We start from the raw sequence: 14,264 nt of genomic DNA on the forward strand, positions 1-14,264 counted from the left end.
GTCAGCCGCCGAAGCCGGAGTCGGCGGGCAGCGAGATGTCGGGCTTCTCCAGCTCCTCGACGTTGACGTCCTTGAAGGTCATCACCCGGACGTTCTTCACGAAGCGGGCAGGACGGTACATGTCCCACACCCAGGCGTCGTGCATCTCGACCTCGAAGTAGACCTCGCCGTCGGAGTTGCGCACGTGCAGGTCGACCTGGTTGGCCAGGTAGAACCGACGCTCCGTCTCCACCACGTACGAGAACTGGCGGACAATGTCGCGGTACTCCCGGTAGAGCTGAAGCTCCATCTCGGTCTCGTACTTCTCGAGATCTTCCGCGCTCATCGCACTCCGCCTTCCATGACCACATCTTCCCCCACCGGCGCCGGAGGTCGAGCCTGCTCGCCCAACGCCACGCCGACGGTACCCCCTGACGCCCACGAGCGCTCCATCGGCTCGTCCGCGCCCGCGCCGGCGGGCCGGCGGGAGCGCGGCGGCCGGCCGTCGCGGCCGGAGACCACAGCGACATTGACGTACGAGAAACGGTGTTCCCGGCACGGCCCGTGCTCCCGCAGGGCGGCGCTGTGCTCCGGCGTGATGTAGCCCTTGTGCTCGGCGAACCCGTACGCCGGGAACACCCCGTCCAGTTCCACCATGATCCGGTCCCTGGTGACCTTGGCCAGCACGCTCGCCGCCGCCACGCACGCGGCGACCCGGTCGCCCTTCCACACCGCCAGCCCCGGCACGCCCAGGCCGTCCACGCCGAAGCCGTCGGTCAGCACGTACTCCGGTCGGGTGGTCAGCGAGGCGAGCGCCCGACGCATCGCCGCGAGGTTGCACACGTGCAACCCCCGGGCGTCGACCTCCTCGGCCGGGATGACCACCACTGCGTACGCCAGGGCACGGTCCACGACCTCCGCGTACACCCGTTCCCGGCTGGCGGGGGTGAGCAGCTTGGAATCCGCCAGGCCCTCGATCTCGCCGCGTCGCCCCTCCGGCAGCACGGCGGCGGCGGCGACCAGCGGGCCGGCGCACGCGCCCCGGCCGGCCTCGTCGGCACCGGCCACGTGCCGGAAGCCACGCCGTTGCAGCGCCCGCTCCAGCGCGTACAGCCCGGCCTCGCGGCGTACGACTGTGCGCGGCGGGGTCAGCACGGCGCCTCCTCGGGACGGGCCTCGGCGGTCGGTGGCAGGAGTCGGGCCAGCAGCTCGGGCAGCTCCGGCGGGTAGTACCGCTCACCGCTGGCGGACAGCTCGGCGGGCGGCCACCAGCGGTGGCCGGCGATGCTGCGCCGCTCGACGTCGTCGAAACCGACGGTGTCGACCTGCCACCGCGGCACCCGAAGGAGGAAGAAGTCCTGCTCCTGCCGGTACCAGGTGCCGTCGAACGGGAACTCGGTCGTGTCGGACCAGACGGGCTCGCCCAGTTCGGCGGGGTCGATCCGCAACCCGGTCTCCTCGGCCAGCTCCCGGGCGGCGCCCGCCGCCGGTGACTCCTGCGCGCCGAGCCCGCCACCCGGGGTGAACCAGTAGCGGTGCCCGGGGCGGACCGGGTCGAAGCCGTGGAAGAGGAGCACCCGACCGGCCGCGTCGACGAGCAGCACGCGGGCGGCGCGTCGAGGGGTGTAGACGGTCACCGCCCCAGCCTGCCAGACGGGAGGCGGTTCGCCCACGCCCCCTGTCGGTCCTACGGCTTGGGGATGCCCTCGAACTGCTCGGGGACTGTCAGCCAGGTGGCCCGGCTGACCGGCCAGAAGACGGTGAACGCCCGCCCGACGACCTCCCCCTCGGGGATGGTGGCCTCGGTGATGTTCTGCCCGGACTGCTGCCAGTGCTCCAACGAGTCGCCCGACGCCGAACGGTGGTCACCCATCACCCACAGCCGGCCCTTCGGCACGGTGATGTCGAACTCCTGGTCGGCCGGCTTGTCGCGGACCCCGTCCATCGAGAAGATGTACGGCTCGTCAAGCGACCTGCCGTTGATGATCAGCCGCTCCTGCGGGTCACAGCAGACCACGTGGTCGCCGCCCACACCGATCACCCGCTTGATGAAGTCCTCACCGTCGGGGTTGCCGCTCCACTCGGTCGGCGCCTTGAAGACGATCACCTCGCCGCGGTGCGGTGACCGGAAGTCGTAGACCAGTTTGTTGACCAGCACCCGGTCATCGATCTTGAGAGTGTTCTCCATGGACGGGGACGGGATGAAGAAGGTCTGCAGCACGAAGGCGCGGACCAGCACCGCGACCAGGATCGCCACACCCAGCAGGATCGGCAGCTCCTTCCAGAAGGAGCTACGCGGCTTGTCGGTCTGCTCGTCAATCACGCCAAGGAGCCTACGTTGCCGGGCCGGACGTCACCGTCCGGAACGCGCGGGAACGCCGCAGCGCCACCGCCACGGGAAGAATCAGCAGCACGCCACCCTGCGGGGTGGGTCGGACCGGGGGCGCGCCCGAGGAGGCCGTGACGGGGCCGGCCACGTCCGCGAACGTCGGCGGCACCGACAGGGCGGTCCACCGCGACGACGGCCAGACCACCATGAAGGCGCGGCCCACGACGTTGTCGATCGGCACCGGTCCCTGGCAGCGGGCGTCCTGCGAGACCTCCCGGTGGTCGCCCATCACGAAGATCTGCCCGGGCGGCACGACCACCTCGTCGAAGCGCCGGGAGCGGCACTCCTGCGGGTTGGGCGGCAGGTCCAGCGGGGAGTCCCGCAGCACGTACGACTCGGTGAGCGGGGTGCCGTTGACGGTGACCCGGCCCTGGGTGTCGCAGCACTTCACCCGGTCGCCGGGCACCCCGATCACCCGCTTGATGAAGTCCTTCTCGCCGGGGCGGCTCACCCCGACCAGGTCGCCGACCGTGCGGGCGAGCTTGCCGGCGAAGCCCGGCTCCGGCTGCTCGTCGACCTGCGGCGCCCAGCGGTCGGTGCCCCGGAACACCACCACCTCGCCGCGTACCGGATCACGGACGTCGTAGACGACCTTGTTGACCAGCACCCGGTCGCCGATCAGGAGGGTGTCCTCCATCGAGCCGGACGGGATGAAGAACGCCTGGAGCAGGAACGTGCGGATCAGCACCGCGAGGCAGAACGCGACGATCAGCAGCAGCGGCAACTCCTGCCAGAGGGGCATCTGGCGGCGGCCACGGCGGGCCCGTCGGCGCCACGGATCGGCGGTGCCGTCCTCGTCAAGCGTCTGCACCACGCCACTCCCCGGTCCGCAGAAACACCACCGCCCGGGAGCCTCGTCGAGGCTCCACGGGCGGTTGTGGACGGCTGCCCGCCACGAGGGCGGGGCCGCCGCCTGGCTGCGCCCGTACGACCAGGGTAGTGCGGTCCGGACGGTACGGCATACGCGCAGCTCAGGCGGCGTGGCGAGCGGGAAGTCAGCTGGGCTGCTTCTCCCGCTTCTCCTTGATCTTGGCCTTCTTGCCGCGCAGCTCGCGCAGGTAGTACAGCTTCGCGCGGCGCACGGCGCCGCGGGTCACGACCTCGATCCGGTCGATGCCCGGGCCGTTGAGCGGGTAGGTCCGCTCGACGCCGACACCGAAGCTGACCTTGCGGACCGAGAAGGTCTCGCGCAGACCGTCACCCTGGCGACGGATCACGACGCCCTGGAAGATCTGGACACGGGACCGGTTGCCCTCGACGACCCGCGCGTGCACCTTGACGGTGTCACCGGCACGGAAGTCGGGAAGGTCGGTCCGCTTCGACTGGGCGTCAAGGGCGTCCAGGATGTTCATCGCTGCGTCCTCGTAAGGCTCACGGCGCACCGTCACTCGGTGCGCGGGTGGGTGATTCTGATCCCCGGGTGGCGGTCGGCGGGCCGACCCCGGTCGGGGATCCTCGCAGCCGCCCACGGGCGCGGACGGATGCGGCAACCCCCCTACTTTGCCACATCCCCCGGTGGTGACTGAAATCCGGCCCGGTCCAGGGCCGCGATGTCCCGTTTGTCGAGCCGGTCGGCGGGCAGCGCGGCCAGCAGGTCCGGCCGTCGGGAGGCCGTCCGCAGCAGCCCCTCCTCGCGCCGCCACCGCGCGATTTTGCCGTGGTCGCCGGAGCGGAGCACCTCCGGCACGTCGTGCCCACGCCAGCTCGGCGGCTTGGTGTAGATCGGCGCCTCCAGCAGCCCGTGGGCGTGCGACTCCTCGTCCAGCGAGCCCGCGTTGCCCAGCACCCCGGGCAGCAGCCGGGTGACCGCCTCCAGGATCACCAGCACCGCCACCTCGCCGCCGAACAGCACGTAGTCACCGAGGGAGACCTCGGTGACAGGCATCCGCGTCGCGGCGTGCGTCAACACCCGCTGGTCGATGCCCTCGTACCGGCCGCAGGCGAAGAGCAGGTGCGACTCGGCCGCCAACTCGTGCGCCATGGCCTGGGTGAACGGGACACCGGCCGGCGAGGGCACCAGCAGCCGGGGCGGCGGTGCGTCGGCCGGCGCCAGGGCGTCCAGCGCCTCACCCCACGGCTCGGGCCGCATCACCATGCCCGGGCCGCCGCCGTAGGGGGTGTCGTCGACCGTGCGGTGCACGTCGTGGGTCCAGGTCCGCAGGTCGTGCACGGCGAGCTGGAGTACGCCGTTGGCCCGGGCCCGACCGATAAGCGACAGGTCCAGCGGGGCGAAGTACTCCGGAAAGATCGACACGACGTCGACGCGCATGGGGGGTGGGTCCTAAAGGTCGAGCAGGCCGGCCGGCGGGTCGACGATCACACGTCCGCCGGCCAGGTCGACCTCCGGAACGATCGCCCTGACGAACGGGATCAGCGCGGTACGCCCCTCGGGGCGGCGCAGCACCAGCAGGTCCGAGGAGGGCGCGTGGTCGATGCGGGCAACCTCGCCCAGACGCTCACCGGCCGGGGTGACCACGGCCAGCCCGACGAGCTGGTGGTCGTGGAACTCCTCCGGGTCGTCCGGCGGCGCCACGTCGGCGCTGTCCACCACGAGCAGGGTGCCGCGCAGTGCCTCGGCGGCGTTCCGGTCCAGGATGCCGTCGAACGCGACAAGCATCCGCCCCTGGTGGAAGCGGGACTCCTCGATGGTCAACTCCGCCGGCACCCGGAACGGCACTCCGGGCTCATCGGCGGTTGGAGAGGGTGTCGCCCCCGGCTCGGTGCGCAGCACTGTGTTGCGCGGGGTTGCAGTCGGGGGCGTCGCCCCCGGCTCGGTGCGCAGCACTGTGTTGCGCGGGGTTGCAGTCGGGGGCGTCGCCCCCGGCTCGGTGCGCAGCACCGTGCCGGGGGCGAACCGTGCTTCGGGTTCGTCGGTCCGCACTTCCACGGTGACCTCACCGCGGACGCCGTGCGGCTTGCCGATCCTTCCGACGACGAGCTGCATCAGTACGAGTCGACGATGTCGACGCGTACCCCGCGCCCGCCGATGGAGCCGATCACCTGACGCAGCGCCTTGGCGGTCCGGCCGGACCGCCCGATCACCGTGCCGAGGTCCTCGGGGTGCACGCGGACTTCGAGCCGCTTGCCCCGACGGGAATCGACCATCCGCACCCGGACGTCGTCCGGGTGGTCGACGATGCCCTTGACCAGGTGCTCCAACGCCGGACGCAGAGGCATGTCAGGCCTGCTCACCGGCGTCGGCAGCGGCAGCCGGGGCCTCGGCCGGAGCCTCGGTCTTCGGCGCCTCGGCCTTGGGAGCCTCAGCCGGAGCGTCGGCCTTCGGAGCCTCGGCGGCCTTGGCGGCCTTCTTGGCCGGCTTGGCCGGGGTCTCCGGGGCCAGCCCGGCGGCGGCCTTCGACTCAGCCTCGTACGCCGCCTTGCGGTCGGCCTTCTCGGGGGCGACCAGCAGCGGCGGCGGGGCCGGCAGGCCCTTGAACTTCTGCCAGTCACCGGTCAGCTCCAGCAGCCGCTGCACCGCCTCGCTCGGCTGGGCGCCGACGGACAGCCAGTACTGGACCCGCTCCGACTTGACCTCGATGACCGAAGGGTCTTCCTTCGGCTGGTACACCCCGACGAACTCGATCGCACGACCGTCACGCTTGGTGCGCGAGTCGGCGATGACGATGCGGTACTGCGGGTTGCGGATCTTGCCCATCCGCAGGAGCCGGATCTTTACGGCCACAGTTGTTTCGCTCCTGTTGCGATCTCACCGGCCCGGTACGGGCGGTGTGCATGGGTGAGCGCCGACCGGCACAGTGGGGTTGGGCCGGAGACAACTCGGTGGACTGGCAACGCGCCCGGGTTAGAGGGCGCCGGACGCGCGCCGGATACCAGCGACCCATTCTGCCAGATCCGCTGCCGGTCTCCCGCATCGGACCCGGACACCACGCCACCGGTGACCGGGAACACCGCTCAGCGCACCGGCGGACGATCCCATCCCGGCGGAAGTTCGTCCGGTACGTCCCAGTCTGCCGGGGGCGTGAAGTCGCACCAGGTGCCGTCGAACGGGAACACACCCGCCTCGGCGAGCGCGATCACCCGCTCCCCCTCGGCCCGGACCGCCTTCTCGTCGGTCACCCAGTAGTCGTCCCCGAACGCGAGCCGCTCGACGAACTCGTCCTCGTCCTTCCACTGCCAGCTCAGGTCCGGGTGCACCACCACGTCGAGGTCCTGGTCCACCACGTCGACGCCGGCCACCGGGCCGTCGTCCCAGCGGACGCCGTGCTCCTCCAGGTTGACGTACCAGTGGGCGAACCGGCCCTGCGCGTCGCGGAACCACCACACCGAGTGCGCCGCCCCGGTGGGCAGGAACTTCAACAGCGGCGGACCGTTCCAGCGGCCGTGCGCCAGCCGGTACGACGACGAGATCCACGTGGCGAACGGCACCGCCCGCATGTTCAGCCCCGCCTCGGTCACCTCGTGGGCCACCGGCGAGTCCCGGGCGATCCACACCAGCAGGCCACGCTCGTCGTCGCTGACCACCCGGCCCGGCCGGACCCACCCGATCCGGCCGTGCCGCACGTTCCGGTGCATGATCAGCCGGCCGGGCTGGAACCGGTCGACGAGCACCTCAGTAGGCGCGGGCGAGGATGGCGACCAGGTCCGGCTCGTCCTCCGAGTCCGGGACCGAGCCGTCGGCCCGCAGCAGGCAGCGCACCGTGACGCCCTGACCGTTCGCCTCGGCCTCGCCGGCCACGCCGACCGCCGACCACGGCACCCGGGCCCAGCCGGTAGCGGCCGCCTCGATCGCCTCGGCGAGGGTGGCCACCTCCACCGTGCGGGACAGCCGGTGAGCGAGCGCCTGGTCGTGCAGCACCTGCTGGTCGGCCTCCAGGGCGGCGAGCACCGCGCCGACCACGTCGGCCACCGGCGTCGGGGACTTCGACCCGTCCGTACGACGCACCACAGTCGCGTTGCCGACGGCCAGGTCACGGGGGCCGACCTCGACGCGTACCGGATAGCCCCGCAGCTCGGCGTCGACGGCCCGGCGGCCGAAGGCGGTGTCGGTCCGGTCGTCGAGCGCGACCCGGACACCTGCGTCGCGCAGGCCGTCGCGCAGCTTGGCCGCCGCCTCCGCGACGCCCTCGCCATCCTTGACGATCATGATGTACGCCTGGATCGGAGCCAGCCTCGGCGGCACCCGCAGACCGTTGTCGTCGCCGTGCGCCATGATCAGGCCACCGAGCATCCGGGTCGACGTGCCCCACGAGGTCGTCCAGGCGTGCTCCCGGCCCCCCTCGGCCGACGAGTAGCTGATGTCGAACGCCTTGGCGAAGTTCTGACCCAGCTCGTGGCTGGTGCCCAGCTGCAGCGCCTTGCCGTCGCCCATCATGCCTTCGCAGGTGTACGTGGCAGTCGCGCCGGCGAACCGCTCACGGGCCGTCTTCAGGCCCACCACCACCGGGATGCCCAGCACGTTGACCATCAGGTCCTCGTACGCCTCGTGCAGGATCCGCCGCGCGTACGCCCGCGCGTCCTCGCGGGTGGCGTGCGCGGTGTGCCCCTCCTGCCAGAGGAACTCGCTGGTACGCAGGAAGATCCGCGGACGCAGCTCCCACCGGACCACGTTCGCCCACTGGTTGAGCAGCAGCGGCAGGTCCCGGTACGAGTCGATCCACTTGGCCATGAACTCGCCGATCACCGTCTCGCTGGTGGGGCGCACCACCACCGGCTCGGCGAGCTGCTTGCCGCCACCGTGCGTGACCACCGCCAGCTCCGGCGAGAAGCCCTCGACGTGCTCGGCCTCACGCTTGAGGTAGCTCTCCGGGATGAACAGCGGGAAGTACGCGTTCTCCGCGCCGGCCGCCTTGATCCGGGCGTCCATCTCGGCCTGCATCCGTTCCCAGATGGCGTAACCGGCCGGGCGGATGACCATGGTGCCGCGGACCGGGCCGTTGTCGGCCAGCTTCGCCTTGGCGATCAGGTCCTGGTACCAGCGGGGGAAGTCCTCCGCGCGGGGAGTGAGCACGCGTGCCATGACCGCACATCCTATGCGTCAGGCGGCACGACGCCGCGCCCGGGAGCCGCCGCGCCGCGCCGCGGTCACCCCCACGCCGGCCGTCGCCGTGCCGGAACGGCTCGACGACGCGCGCCTCGACGGGTCGGCGGCGCGGCCTGGGCGGGTCGGCGGCGCGGCCTGGGCGGGTCGGCGGCGCGGCCGTAGAATTCGACCACCATGACTACATCGACGGACTCGCCCCGCCTGCGCCTGCGGGACACGATCGTGGACGCCGCCCGCACACGGACCATCGCGGCGGGCTGGGACGCGGTCCGGATGGGCGGGGTGGCCACCACGGCGGGGGTGAGCCGGCAGACCGTCTACAACGAGTTCGGCAGCAAGGCAGGGCTGGCCGAGGCGCTCGCCCGCCGGGAGGTGGACCGGTTCGTCGGCGAGGTCCGCGCCGCCCTGCTCGCGCATGGCTCCGACGTACACGCCGGCGCGTACGCGGCGATCGAACGCACCCTCACCACCGCAGCCGAGAACCCGCTGGTCAAGGCCATCCTGACAAGCGCCCGTGGCGGATCTGACGAACTGCTTCCGTACCTCACGACACGGGCCGAGGTGGTGCTCACCGAGGCGTCCGGCACGCTCATCGACTGGGCCGGCGATCACCTACCCGGAGCGGACCGGGCCGCGCTGGCCTTCGCCGCCGACACGATCGTCCGGCTGGTGGTGAGCCACATCGTGCTCCCCCGCTCCCCTATCGACCAGACCGCCACGGCCCTCACCGACCTGGCCGTACGCCTCTTCAGCGCCGCCGCCCGCCCACCCCGCTGACCCCGCACCGCGAGCCGACCGCAGCACACCCGCGCCTGCACCTGCGCCGGCGCCGGCGCATGCCGCAAGATCCGGGCAACTTCCCTGAAGTTGCTGTCTCACGAGCGCCTGAGGCAGCAATAACCCCGATGTTGCGCGGATCTTCCTTCGGTCCCGCTCAAGATCAGGCACGATCCTGGATGTAGTGGCATCCCACGACATCGGAGGCCACTACATCCAGGATCGAGCACGATCTTGCGGCGCGCGCGGGCTGCGCGGCGCGCGGGTGTACGGGCGCGCGGGTGCGCGGGTGCGCGGGTGCGCGGGTGCGCGGGTGCGCGGGTGCGCGGGTGTACGGGCGCACGGGCACGCGGGGCGCGCGAGGCCGCGGAGCAGAAGCGGGTCAGTTCAGGACGCGGCCGCGCAGGATCGTGCGGGACGGGGCACGGACGACGCGCAGGTCGCGGCGGGGGTCCTCGGGGTAGACGGTCAGGTCGGCGAGGCCGCCTTCGACGAGGCCGGGGAAGCCGAGCCACTGCCGGGCGCCCCAGGAGGCGGCGGCGAGTACGTCTAGCGGTGACATTCCGGCCCGTTCGTGCAGGAGCAGCATCTCCTCGGCGGCGAGCCCGTGGTCGATGCCGCCGCCGGCGTCGGTGCCGACGTAGATCGGTACGCCCGCCTCGTGGGCGGCGCGCACCACGTCGGGGAAGCCGTCGCGCAGGGCGAGCATGTGGTCGGCGTACCCGGGGAACTTGGCCCGCGCCTGCTCGGCGATGCCGCCGAACGTGGCGATATTGATCATCGTGGGGATCAGCGCGGTGCCGCGTCGGGCCATCTCGTCGATCAGGTCGAGGCTGAGTCCGGTGCCGTGTTCCACCGAGTCCACGCCGGCCCGCACCATGATCTCGACGGCCGATTCGGAGAAGGTGTGCACCGCGGCGCGTACCCCTGCGTCGTGCGCGGCCTGGACGGCCGCGGTGAGGGTGTCGGCGTCCCAGGCCGGCGCGAGGTCGCCCACGCCACGGTCGATCCAGTCGCCGACCAGCTTGACCCAGCCGTTGCCGGCACGCGCCTGCGTGGCAACCGTGGCGGCCACCTCGGCGGCGCCGACCTCCACCCCGATGTCGCGCAGGTAGCGCTTCGGCGGCGCGACGTGCCGGCCGGCGCGGGCCAGTCGCGGCAGGTCCGGTTCGTCGTCGAGTTCGGGGTACGGGTACGGCGAGCCGGCGTCGCGGATCGCCAGCACACCTGCGTCCCGGTCGACGTGGGCCAGCTCGCGGGCCTGGTCAAGGGAGGTGATCGGGGCGCCGCCGCGGGCGATGCCGATGTGGCAGTGCGCGTCGACGAGCCCCGGCAGGACGAAGCCGCCGTCGACGACCGTCTCCGCCCCGGGGACCGGGGTGAAGGTCACCTGGTCGCCGACCAGCCAGAGATCCCGTACCTCGTCGTCGGGGAGGAGCACACCGCGCACGTGAAGAGCCATGCGCACAGTCCTACCCGATCACCGCGGTCTTGGCGAAGCCGTCGGTCTCACCCACACCGTTCAGCGGGGGCGGTTGTCGCCGCCCTTGCCGAGCTTGTTGAAGTCGATCTTCGGGAGCTTGAAGCCGGGCGGCAGGCCCTGGCCTCCGGCGAGGTCGTTCGGGTCCATGCCCGGCGGGAGCTGCGGCATGCCACCGGGGAAGCCGCCGGACATCCCGGCGCCGGTACGCGGACGGCCGCCGCCCTTGGTGCCCTTGCGCTTGTTCTTCGGCGACTTGGTGGCCTTGCGCCGGCCGCCGCCGGGAAGGCCCATCATGCCGCCCATCTGCTTCATCATCTTCTGCGCGTCGGCGAAGCGGTTGAGCAGCTGGTTGACGTCCATAACCGTGACGCCGGAGCCGTTGGCGATGCGCGCCCGGCGGGAGCCGTTGATGATCTTCGGGTTGGTCCGCTCGCCAGGGGTCATCGACCGGATGATCGCGGTGACCCGGTCGAAGTGGCTGTCGTCCAGCTCGGAGAGCTGGTCCTTCATCTGCCCCATGCCGGGCATCATGGCCAGGACGTTGGCGATCGGGCCCATCCGCCGGACCGCGATGAGCTGGTCGAGGAAGTCGTCCAGGGTGAACTGCTCGCCGCCCATCAGCTTGGCGGTCATCTTCTCCTTCTGATCGGAGTCGAAGGCCTGCTCGGCCTGCTCGATCAGAGTGAGGACGTCGCCCATGCCGAGGATCCGGCTGGCCATCCGGTCGGGGTGGAAGACGTCGAAGTCCTCCAGCTTCTCGCCTGTGGAGGCGAACAGGATCGGCTGCCCGGTGACCTCACGCACCGACAGCGCGGCGCCACCGCGGGCGTCGCCGTCGAGCTTGGAGAGCACCACGCCGGTGATGCCCACGCCGTCGCGGAACGCCTCGGCGGTGCGCACGGCGTCCTGACCGACCATCGCGTCGATGACGAAGATGACCTCGTCCGGCTGGACGGCGTCGCGGATGTCGGCGGCCTGCTGCATCATCTCGGCGTCGATGCCGAGCCGGCCGGCGGTGTCGACGATGACGATGTCGCGGGCCGCCCGCTTGGCGTGCTCGATCGAGGCGCGCGCCACCTGCACCGGGTCGCCGGTGCCGTTGCCGGGCTCCGGGGCGTACACCTCGACGCCGGCCCGACCACCGAGCACCTGGAGCTGCCCGACGGCGTTGGGGCGCTGGAGGTCGGCGGCGACCAGCAGCGGCTGGTGCCCCTGGCCCTTGAGCCAGCGGGCCAGCTTGCCGGCCAGGGTGGTCTTACCGGAGCCCTGGAGGCCGGCCAGCATGATCACCGTGGGTGGCTGCTTGGCGAACTGGAGCCGCCGGCCCTCGCCGCCGAGCACGTTGATCAGCTCTTCGTTGACGATCTTGATGATCTGCTGGGCCGGGTTCAGCGCCTGGGAGACCTCGGCGCTGCGGGCACGCTCCTTGACGGCCGCGATGAAGCCCTTGACCACCGGCAGCGCGACGTCCGCCTCCAGCAGCGCGAGGCGGATCTCGCGCGCGGTGGCATCGATGTCGGCGTCGGTGAGCCGTCCCTTGCCGCGGAGCTTGGTGAAGATCCCGGACAGGCGGTCACTCAAGGTGTCAAACACGCGAACATCCCGTTTGTCAGTGTTCCGGCGGGCACAACGCGGCCGGCACTGCGGAGTCCGACCACCGCTAGGGTAGCCGCCCCGCCGCGGGGCCGCTGGCGGCCCGGGCCTCACCCCGAGACCAACCCCGACTGGTACGCGAAGACGACGAGCTGCGCCCGGTCCCGGGCTCCCAGCTTGCCCATCGCCCGGCTGACGTGGGTCCGCGCGGTCGCCGGGCTGAGCACCAACCGGGCGGCGATCTCCTCGTTGTTCAGCCCTTCGCCGACCAGGCCGACCACCTGGCGCTCCCGGTCGGTGAGCGTGTCCAGCCGGGGGTGCGGGCGCAGCGCCCGCGACGGCCTGGTGGCGAACTCCCGCACCACCCGACGGGTCACCGACGGCGACAGCAGCGCCTCGCCCTCGGCCACCAGTCGGATCGCGCGCAGCAGCTCCGCCGGCCGGGTGTCCTTGGTGAGGAACCCGCTCGCGCCGTGGCGCAGCGCGTCGAAGACGTACTCGTCCAGCTCGAAGGTCGTGAGCACCACCACCCGCGTGCCGGTCAGGTCGGGGTCGGCGACGATGCGGCGGGTCGCCTCGATGCCGTCGATGCCTGGCATCCGGATGTCCATGAGCACCACGTCGGGCCGCTCCCGGCGGGCCAGTTCCACCGCCCGCAGCCCGTCGGACGCCTCGCCGGCCAGCGCCAGGTCGTCCTCGCTCTCCACGAGCGCGCGCAGACCGAGCCGGACCAGGTCCTGGTCGTCGGCGATCAGCACCCGGATCACGGGACCGACCCCACCGGCAGGTGTGCCTCCACCCGGAAGCCGCCGTCCGGGCGCGGCCCGGCGGTGAGCCGCCCGCCCAGCGCGGTGACCCGTTCCCGCATCCCGGCCAGGCCGTGCCCGCTCTCGTCGTCGGCCGGATCCAGGCCGGCCCCGGTGGCCCCCGCGCCCCGGTCGCTGACCTCGACTGTCACCTCGTCGGGGCGGTACCCCACCGTCACCTCCGCGCGGGCCACCCGCGCGTGGCGCAGCACGTTGGTCAGGGCCTCCTGCACCACCCGGTACGCGGCCAGGTCCACCGCCGCCGGCAGCTCCCTGGGATCACCTACCACGCGTACCTCCACGGTGAGTCCGGCTCCGGCGAGCCGGTCGCGCAACGCCGGGAGCCGGGCCAGACCGGGTACCGGCCCACGCTCCGCACCCCGTCGGACGGCGCCGAGGGTGACCCGCAGCTCGTCGAGCGCCTCCCGGCTGGTCCGACTGATCGCGGTCAGGGCGACCTCGGCCTGCTCCGGCCGCTTCGGCAGCAGATGCAGGGCGATGTCCGCCTGCATGCTGATCGCTGCCAGCCCGTGACCCACCACGTCGTGCACCTCCTGCGCGATGCGCAGCCGCTCCTCGTCGGCCTGCCGCCGGGCCTGTTCGGCGCGGTCGCGGGCCTGCTCCACGCGGGTGCGGGCGGCGGCCTCCCGGGTCACGCGCACCACCACCCCCACCGCGAACGGTACGACCACCCAGGCCGAGGCGGGCAGCACTCCCGTCCAACCCGGCGCCGGACCCCGGGCGAAGAAGACGTGGGCCAGCAGCAGGACGAACGCGGCGCCTGCGGCGAGCGCGGCCGGGCGTACCGGCAGCCGCACCGCCACGCCGTACACCGCCACCAGGAACGTGAGCAGGACGGGGCCGTACGGGTAGCCGATCAGCAGGTACGTCGCCGTGGCCACGGTGACCACGGCGAGGGTGACGAGCGGGACGCGCCGCCGGACGGACAGGGCGAGCGCGGCGACGGCGATCAGCAGCCGACAGACGGCGTCCACCGGCCGCGACCCGGGCTGGTTGTCCCCGGCCAGGCCGGTGGCGAGCAGCCCGAACCCGAGCAGCACCAGAGCGAGCAGGGCGTCCGCCGCTCTCGTCTGCCACCCGCCGCGCCACATGGCCGTCATTCTGCCCGCGCCGGGAGCACCCGTCGTGCGTCCGGCGGCGGCACCGCCGCTACGTCCGCCGACGTACCCGCCGCCGGTCTGGCCTGCCGCTCCCCCGCGCGCCGGGAAAGCGGCG

The 14,264-nt window shown here is 72.3% G+C and carries 17 protein-coding genes; 1 reads left to right on the forward strand and 16 read right to left on the reverse strand.

Going from position 1 to position 14,264, the window contains the following annotated elements; all coding sequences use genetic code 11:
* Position 1 precedes the first annotated feature (1 nt).
* The 12 genes from ACZ6N8_RS00165 to proS all read right to left on the reverse strand — a co-directional run bounded on the left by ACZ6N8_RS00165 (position 2) and on the right by proS (position 8,345).
* Positions 2-325, reverse strand: a complete 324-nt coding sequence (locus ACZ6N8_RS00165) for a DUF2469 domain-containing protein (RefSeq protein ID WP_007075222.1) — start codon at positions 323-325, stop codon at positions 2-4.
* Positions 322-1,134, reverse strand: coding sequence for a ribonuclease HII (locus ACZ6N8_RS00170; RefSeq protein ID WP_364366823.1), 813 nt, complete (start codon positions 1,132-1,134; stop codon positions 322-324). Before ACZ6N8_RS00170 ends, ACZ6N8_RS00165 begins: the two co-directional genes overlap by 4 nt.
* The gene (locus ACZ6N8_RS00175) at positions 1,128-1,616 is read right to left on the reverse strand and encodes an NUDIX hydrolase (RefSeq protein WP_466006602.1); all 489 of its coding nucleotides are present in this window, start codon (positions 1,614-1,616) and stop codon (positions 1,128-1,130) included. The genes ACZ6N8_RS00170 and ACZ6N8_RS00175 overlap by 7 nt, the downstream gene beginning before the upstream one ends.
* A 50-nt stretch (positions 1,617-1,666) precedes the next feature.
* Positions 1,667-2,302 (reverse strand): signal peptidase I, encoded by a 636-nt coding sequence (gene lepB, locus ACZ6N8_RS00180; protein ID WP_203177896.1) that lies wholly within the window; start codon positions 2,300-2,302, stop codon positions 1,667-1,669.
* A gap of 10 nt (positions 2,303-2,312) precedes the next feature.
* The gene (lepB, locus tag ACZ6N8_RS00185; RefSeq protein ID WP_466006603.1) at positions 2,313-3,182 is read right to left on the reverse strand and encodes a signal peptidase I; all 870 of its coding nucleotides are present in this window, start codon (positions 3,180-3,182) and stop codon (positions 2,313-2,315) included.
* A 181-nt stretch (positions 3,183-3,363) separates the two neighbouring features.
* Positions 3,364-3,720 (reverse strand): 50S ribosomal protein L19, encoded by a 357-nt coding sequence (gene rplS, locus ACZ6N8_RS00190; RefSeq protein WP_088991045.1) that lies wholly within the window; start codon positions 3,718-3,720, stop codon positions 3,364-3,366.
* Positions 3,721-3,863: 143 nt separating this feature from the next.
* Complete coding sequence (gene trmD, locus ACZ6N8_RS00195; RefSeq protein WP_466006604.1) at positions 3,864-4,637, reverse strand: tRNA (guanosine(37)-N1)-methyltransferase TrmD; 774 nt, start codon at positions 4,635-4,637, stop codon at positions 3,864-3,866.
* A gap of 12 nt (positions 4,638-4,649) precedes the next feature.
* The gene (gene rimM, locus ACZ6N8_RS00200; protein WP_466006605.1) at positions 4,650-5,312 is read right to left on the reverse strand and encodes a ribosome maturation factor RimM; all 663 of its coding nucleotides are present in this window, start codon (positions 5,310-5,312) and stop codon (positions 4,650-4,652) included.
* The gene (locus ACZ6N8_RS00205; RefSeq protein ID WP_172862164.1) at positions 5,312-5,572 is read right to left on the reverse strand and encodes an RNA-binding protein; all 261 of its coding nucleotides are present in this window, start codon (positions 5,570-5,572) and stop codon (positions 5,312-5,314) included. Before ACZ6N8_RS00205 ends, rimM begins: the two co-directional genes overlap by 1 nt.
* Positions 5,547-6,050, reverse strand: coding sequence for a 30S ribosomal protein S16 (gene rpsP, locus ACZ6N8_RS00210; protein ID WP_364366838.1), 504 nt, complete (start codon positions 6,048-6,050; stop codon positions 5,547-5,549). Before rpsP ends, ACZ6N8_RS00205 begins: the two co-directional genes overlap by 26 nt.
* Before the next feature lie 230 nt (positions 6,051-6,280).
* Entirely contained in the window at positions 6,281-6,901 is a 621-nt protein-coding gene (locus tag ACZ6N8_RS00215) for a ribonuclease FAU-1 family protein (RefSeq protein ID WP_466007267.1), read from the reverse strand.
* A gap of 37 nt (positions 6,902-6,938) precedes the next feature.
* Positions 6,939-8,345 carry a proline--tRNA ligase gene (gene proS / locus ACZ6N8_RS00220; protein WP_357994388.1) on the reverse strand — a complete coding sequence of 469 codons (1,407 nt, stop codon included), beginning with the start codon at positions 8,343-8,345 and terminating at the stop codon, positions 6,939-6,941.
* 198 nt (positions 8,346-8,543) lie between these two features.
* On the opposite strand from proS, the gene ACZ6N8_RS00225 reads away from it, so the two are divergent.
* The gene (locus ACZ6N8_RS00225) at positions 8,544-9,146 is read left to right on the forward strand and encodes a TetR/AcrR family transcriptional regulator (protein WP_466006606.1); all 603 of its coding nucleotides are present in this window, start codon (positions 8,544-8,546) and stop codon (positions 9,144-9,146) included.
* Positions 9,147-9,528: 382 nt separating this feature from the next.
* Here the strand turns inward: ACZ6N8_RS00225 and ACZ6N8_RS00230 are convergent, their stop codons facing one another.
* The 4 genes from ACZ6N8_RS00230 to ACZ6N8_RS00245 all read right to left on the reverse strand — a co-directional run bounded on the left by ACZ6N8_RS00230 (position 9,529) and on the right by ACZ6N8_RS00245 (position 14,140).
* Entirely contained in the window at positions 9,529-10,608 is a 1,080-nt protein-coding gene (locus tag ACZ6N8_RS00230) for an amidohydrolase family protein (protein WP_466006607.1), read from the reverse strand.
* 60 nt (positions 10,609-10,668) lie between these two features.
* The gene (ffh, locus tag ACZ6N8_RS00235) at positions 10,669-12,222 is read right to left on the reverse strand and encodes a signal recognition particle protein (protein ID WP_466006608.1); all 1,554 of its coding nucleotides are present in this window, start codon (positions 12,220-12,222) and stop codon (positions 10,669-10,671) included.
* 110 nt (positions 12,223-12,332) lie between these two features.
* Positions 12,333-12,989 carry a response regulator transcription factor gene (locus ACZ6N8_RS00240; RefSeq protein ID WP_466006609.1) on the reverse strand — a complete coding sequence of 219 codons (657 nt, stop codon included), beginning with the start codon at positions 12,987-12,989 and terminating at the stop codon, positions 12,333-12,335.
* Positions 12,986-14,140, reverse strand: a complete 1,155-nt coding sequence (locus ACZ6N8_RS00245) for a sensor histidine kinase (RefSeq protein WP_466006610.1) — start codon at positions 14,138-14,140, stop codon at positions 12,986-12,988. The genes ACZ6N8_RS00240 and ACZ6N8_RS00245 overlap by 4 nt, the downstream gene beginning before the upstream one ends.
* Positions 14,141-14,264 lie beyond the last annotated feature (124 nt).

The organism is Micromonospora sp. NPDC047521 (genome assembly GCF_055587305.1).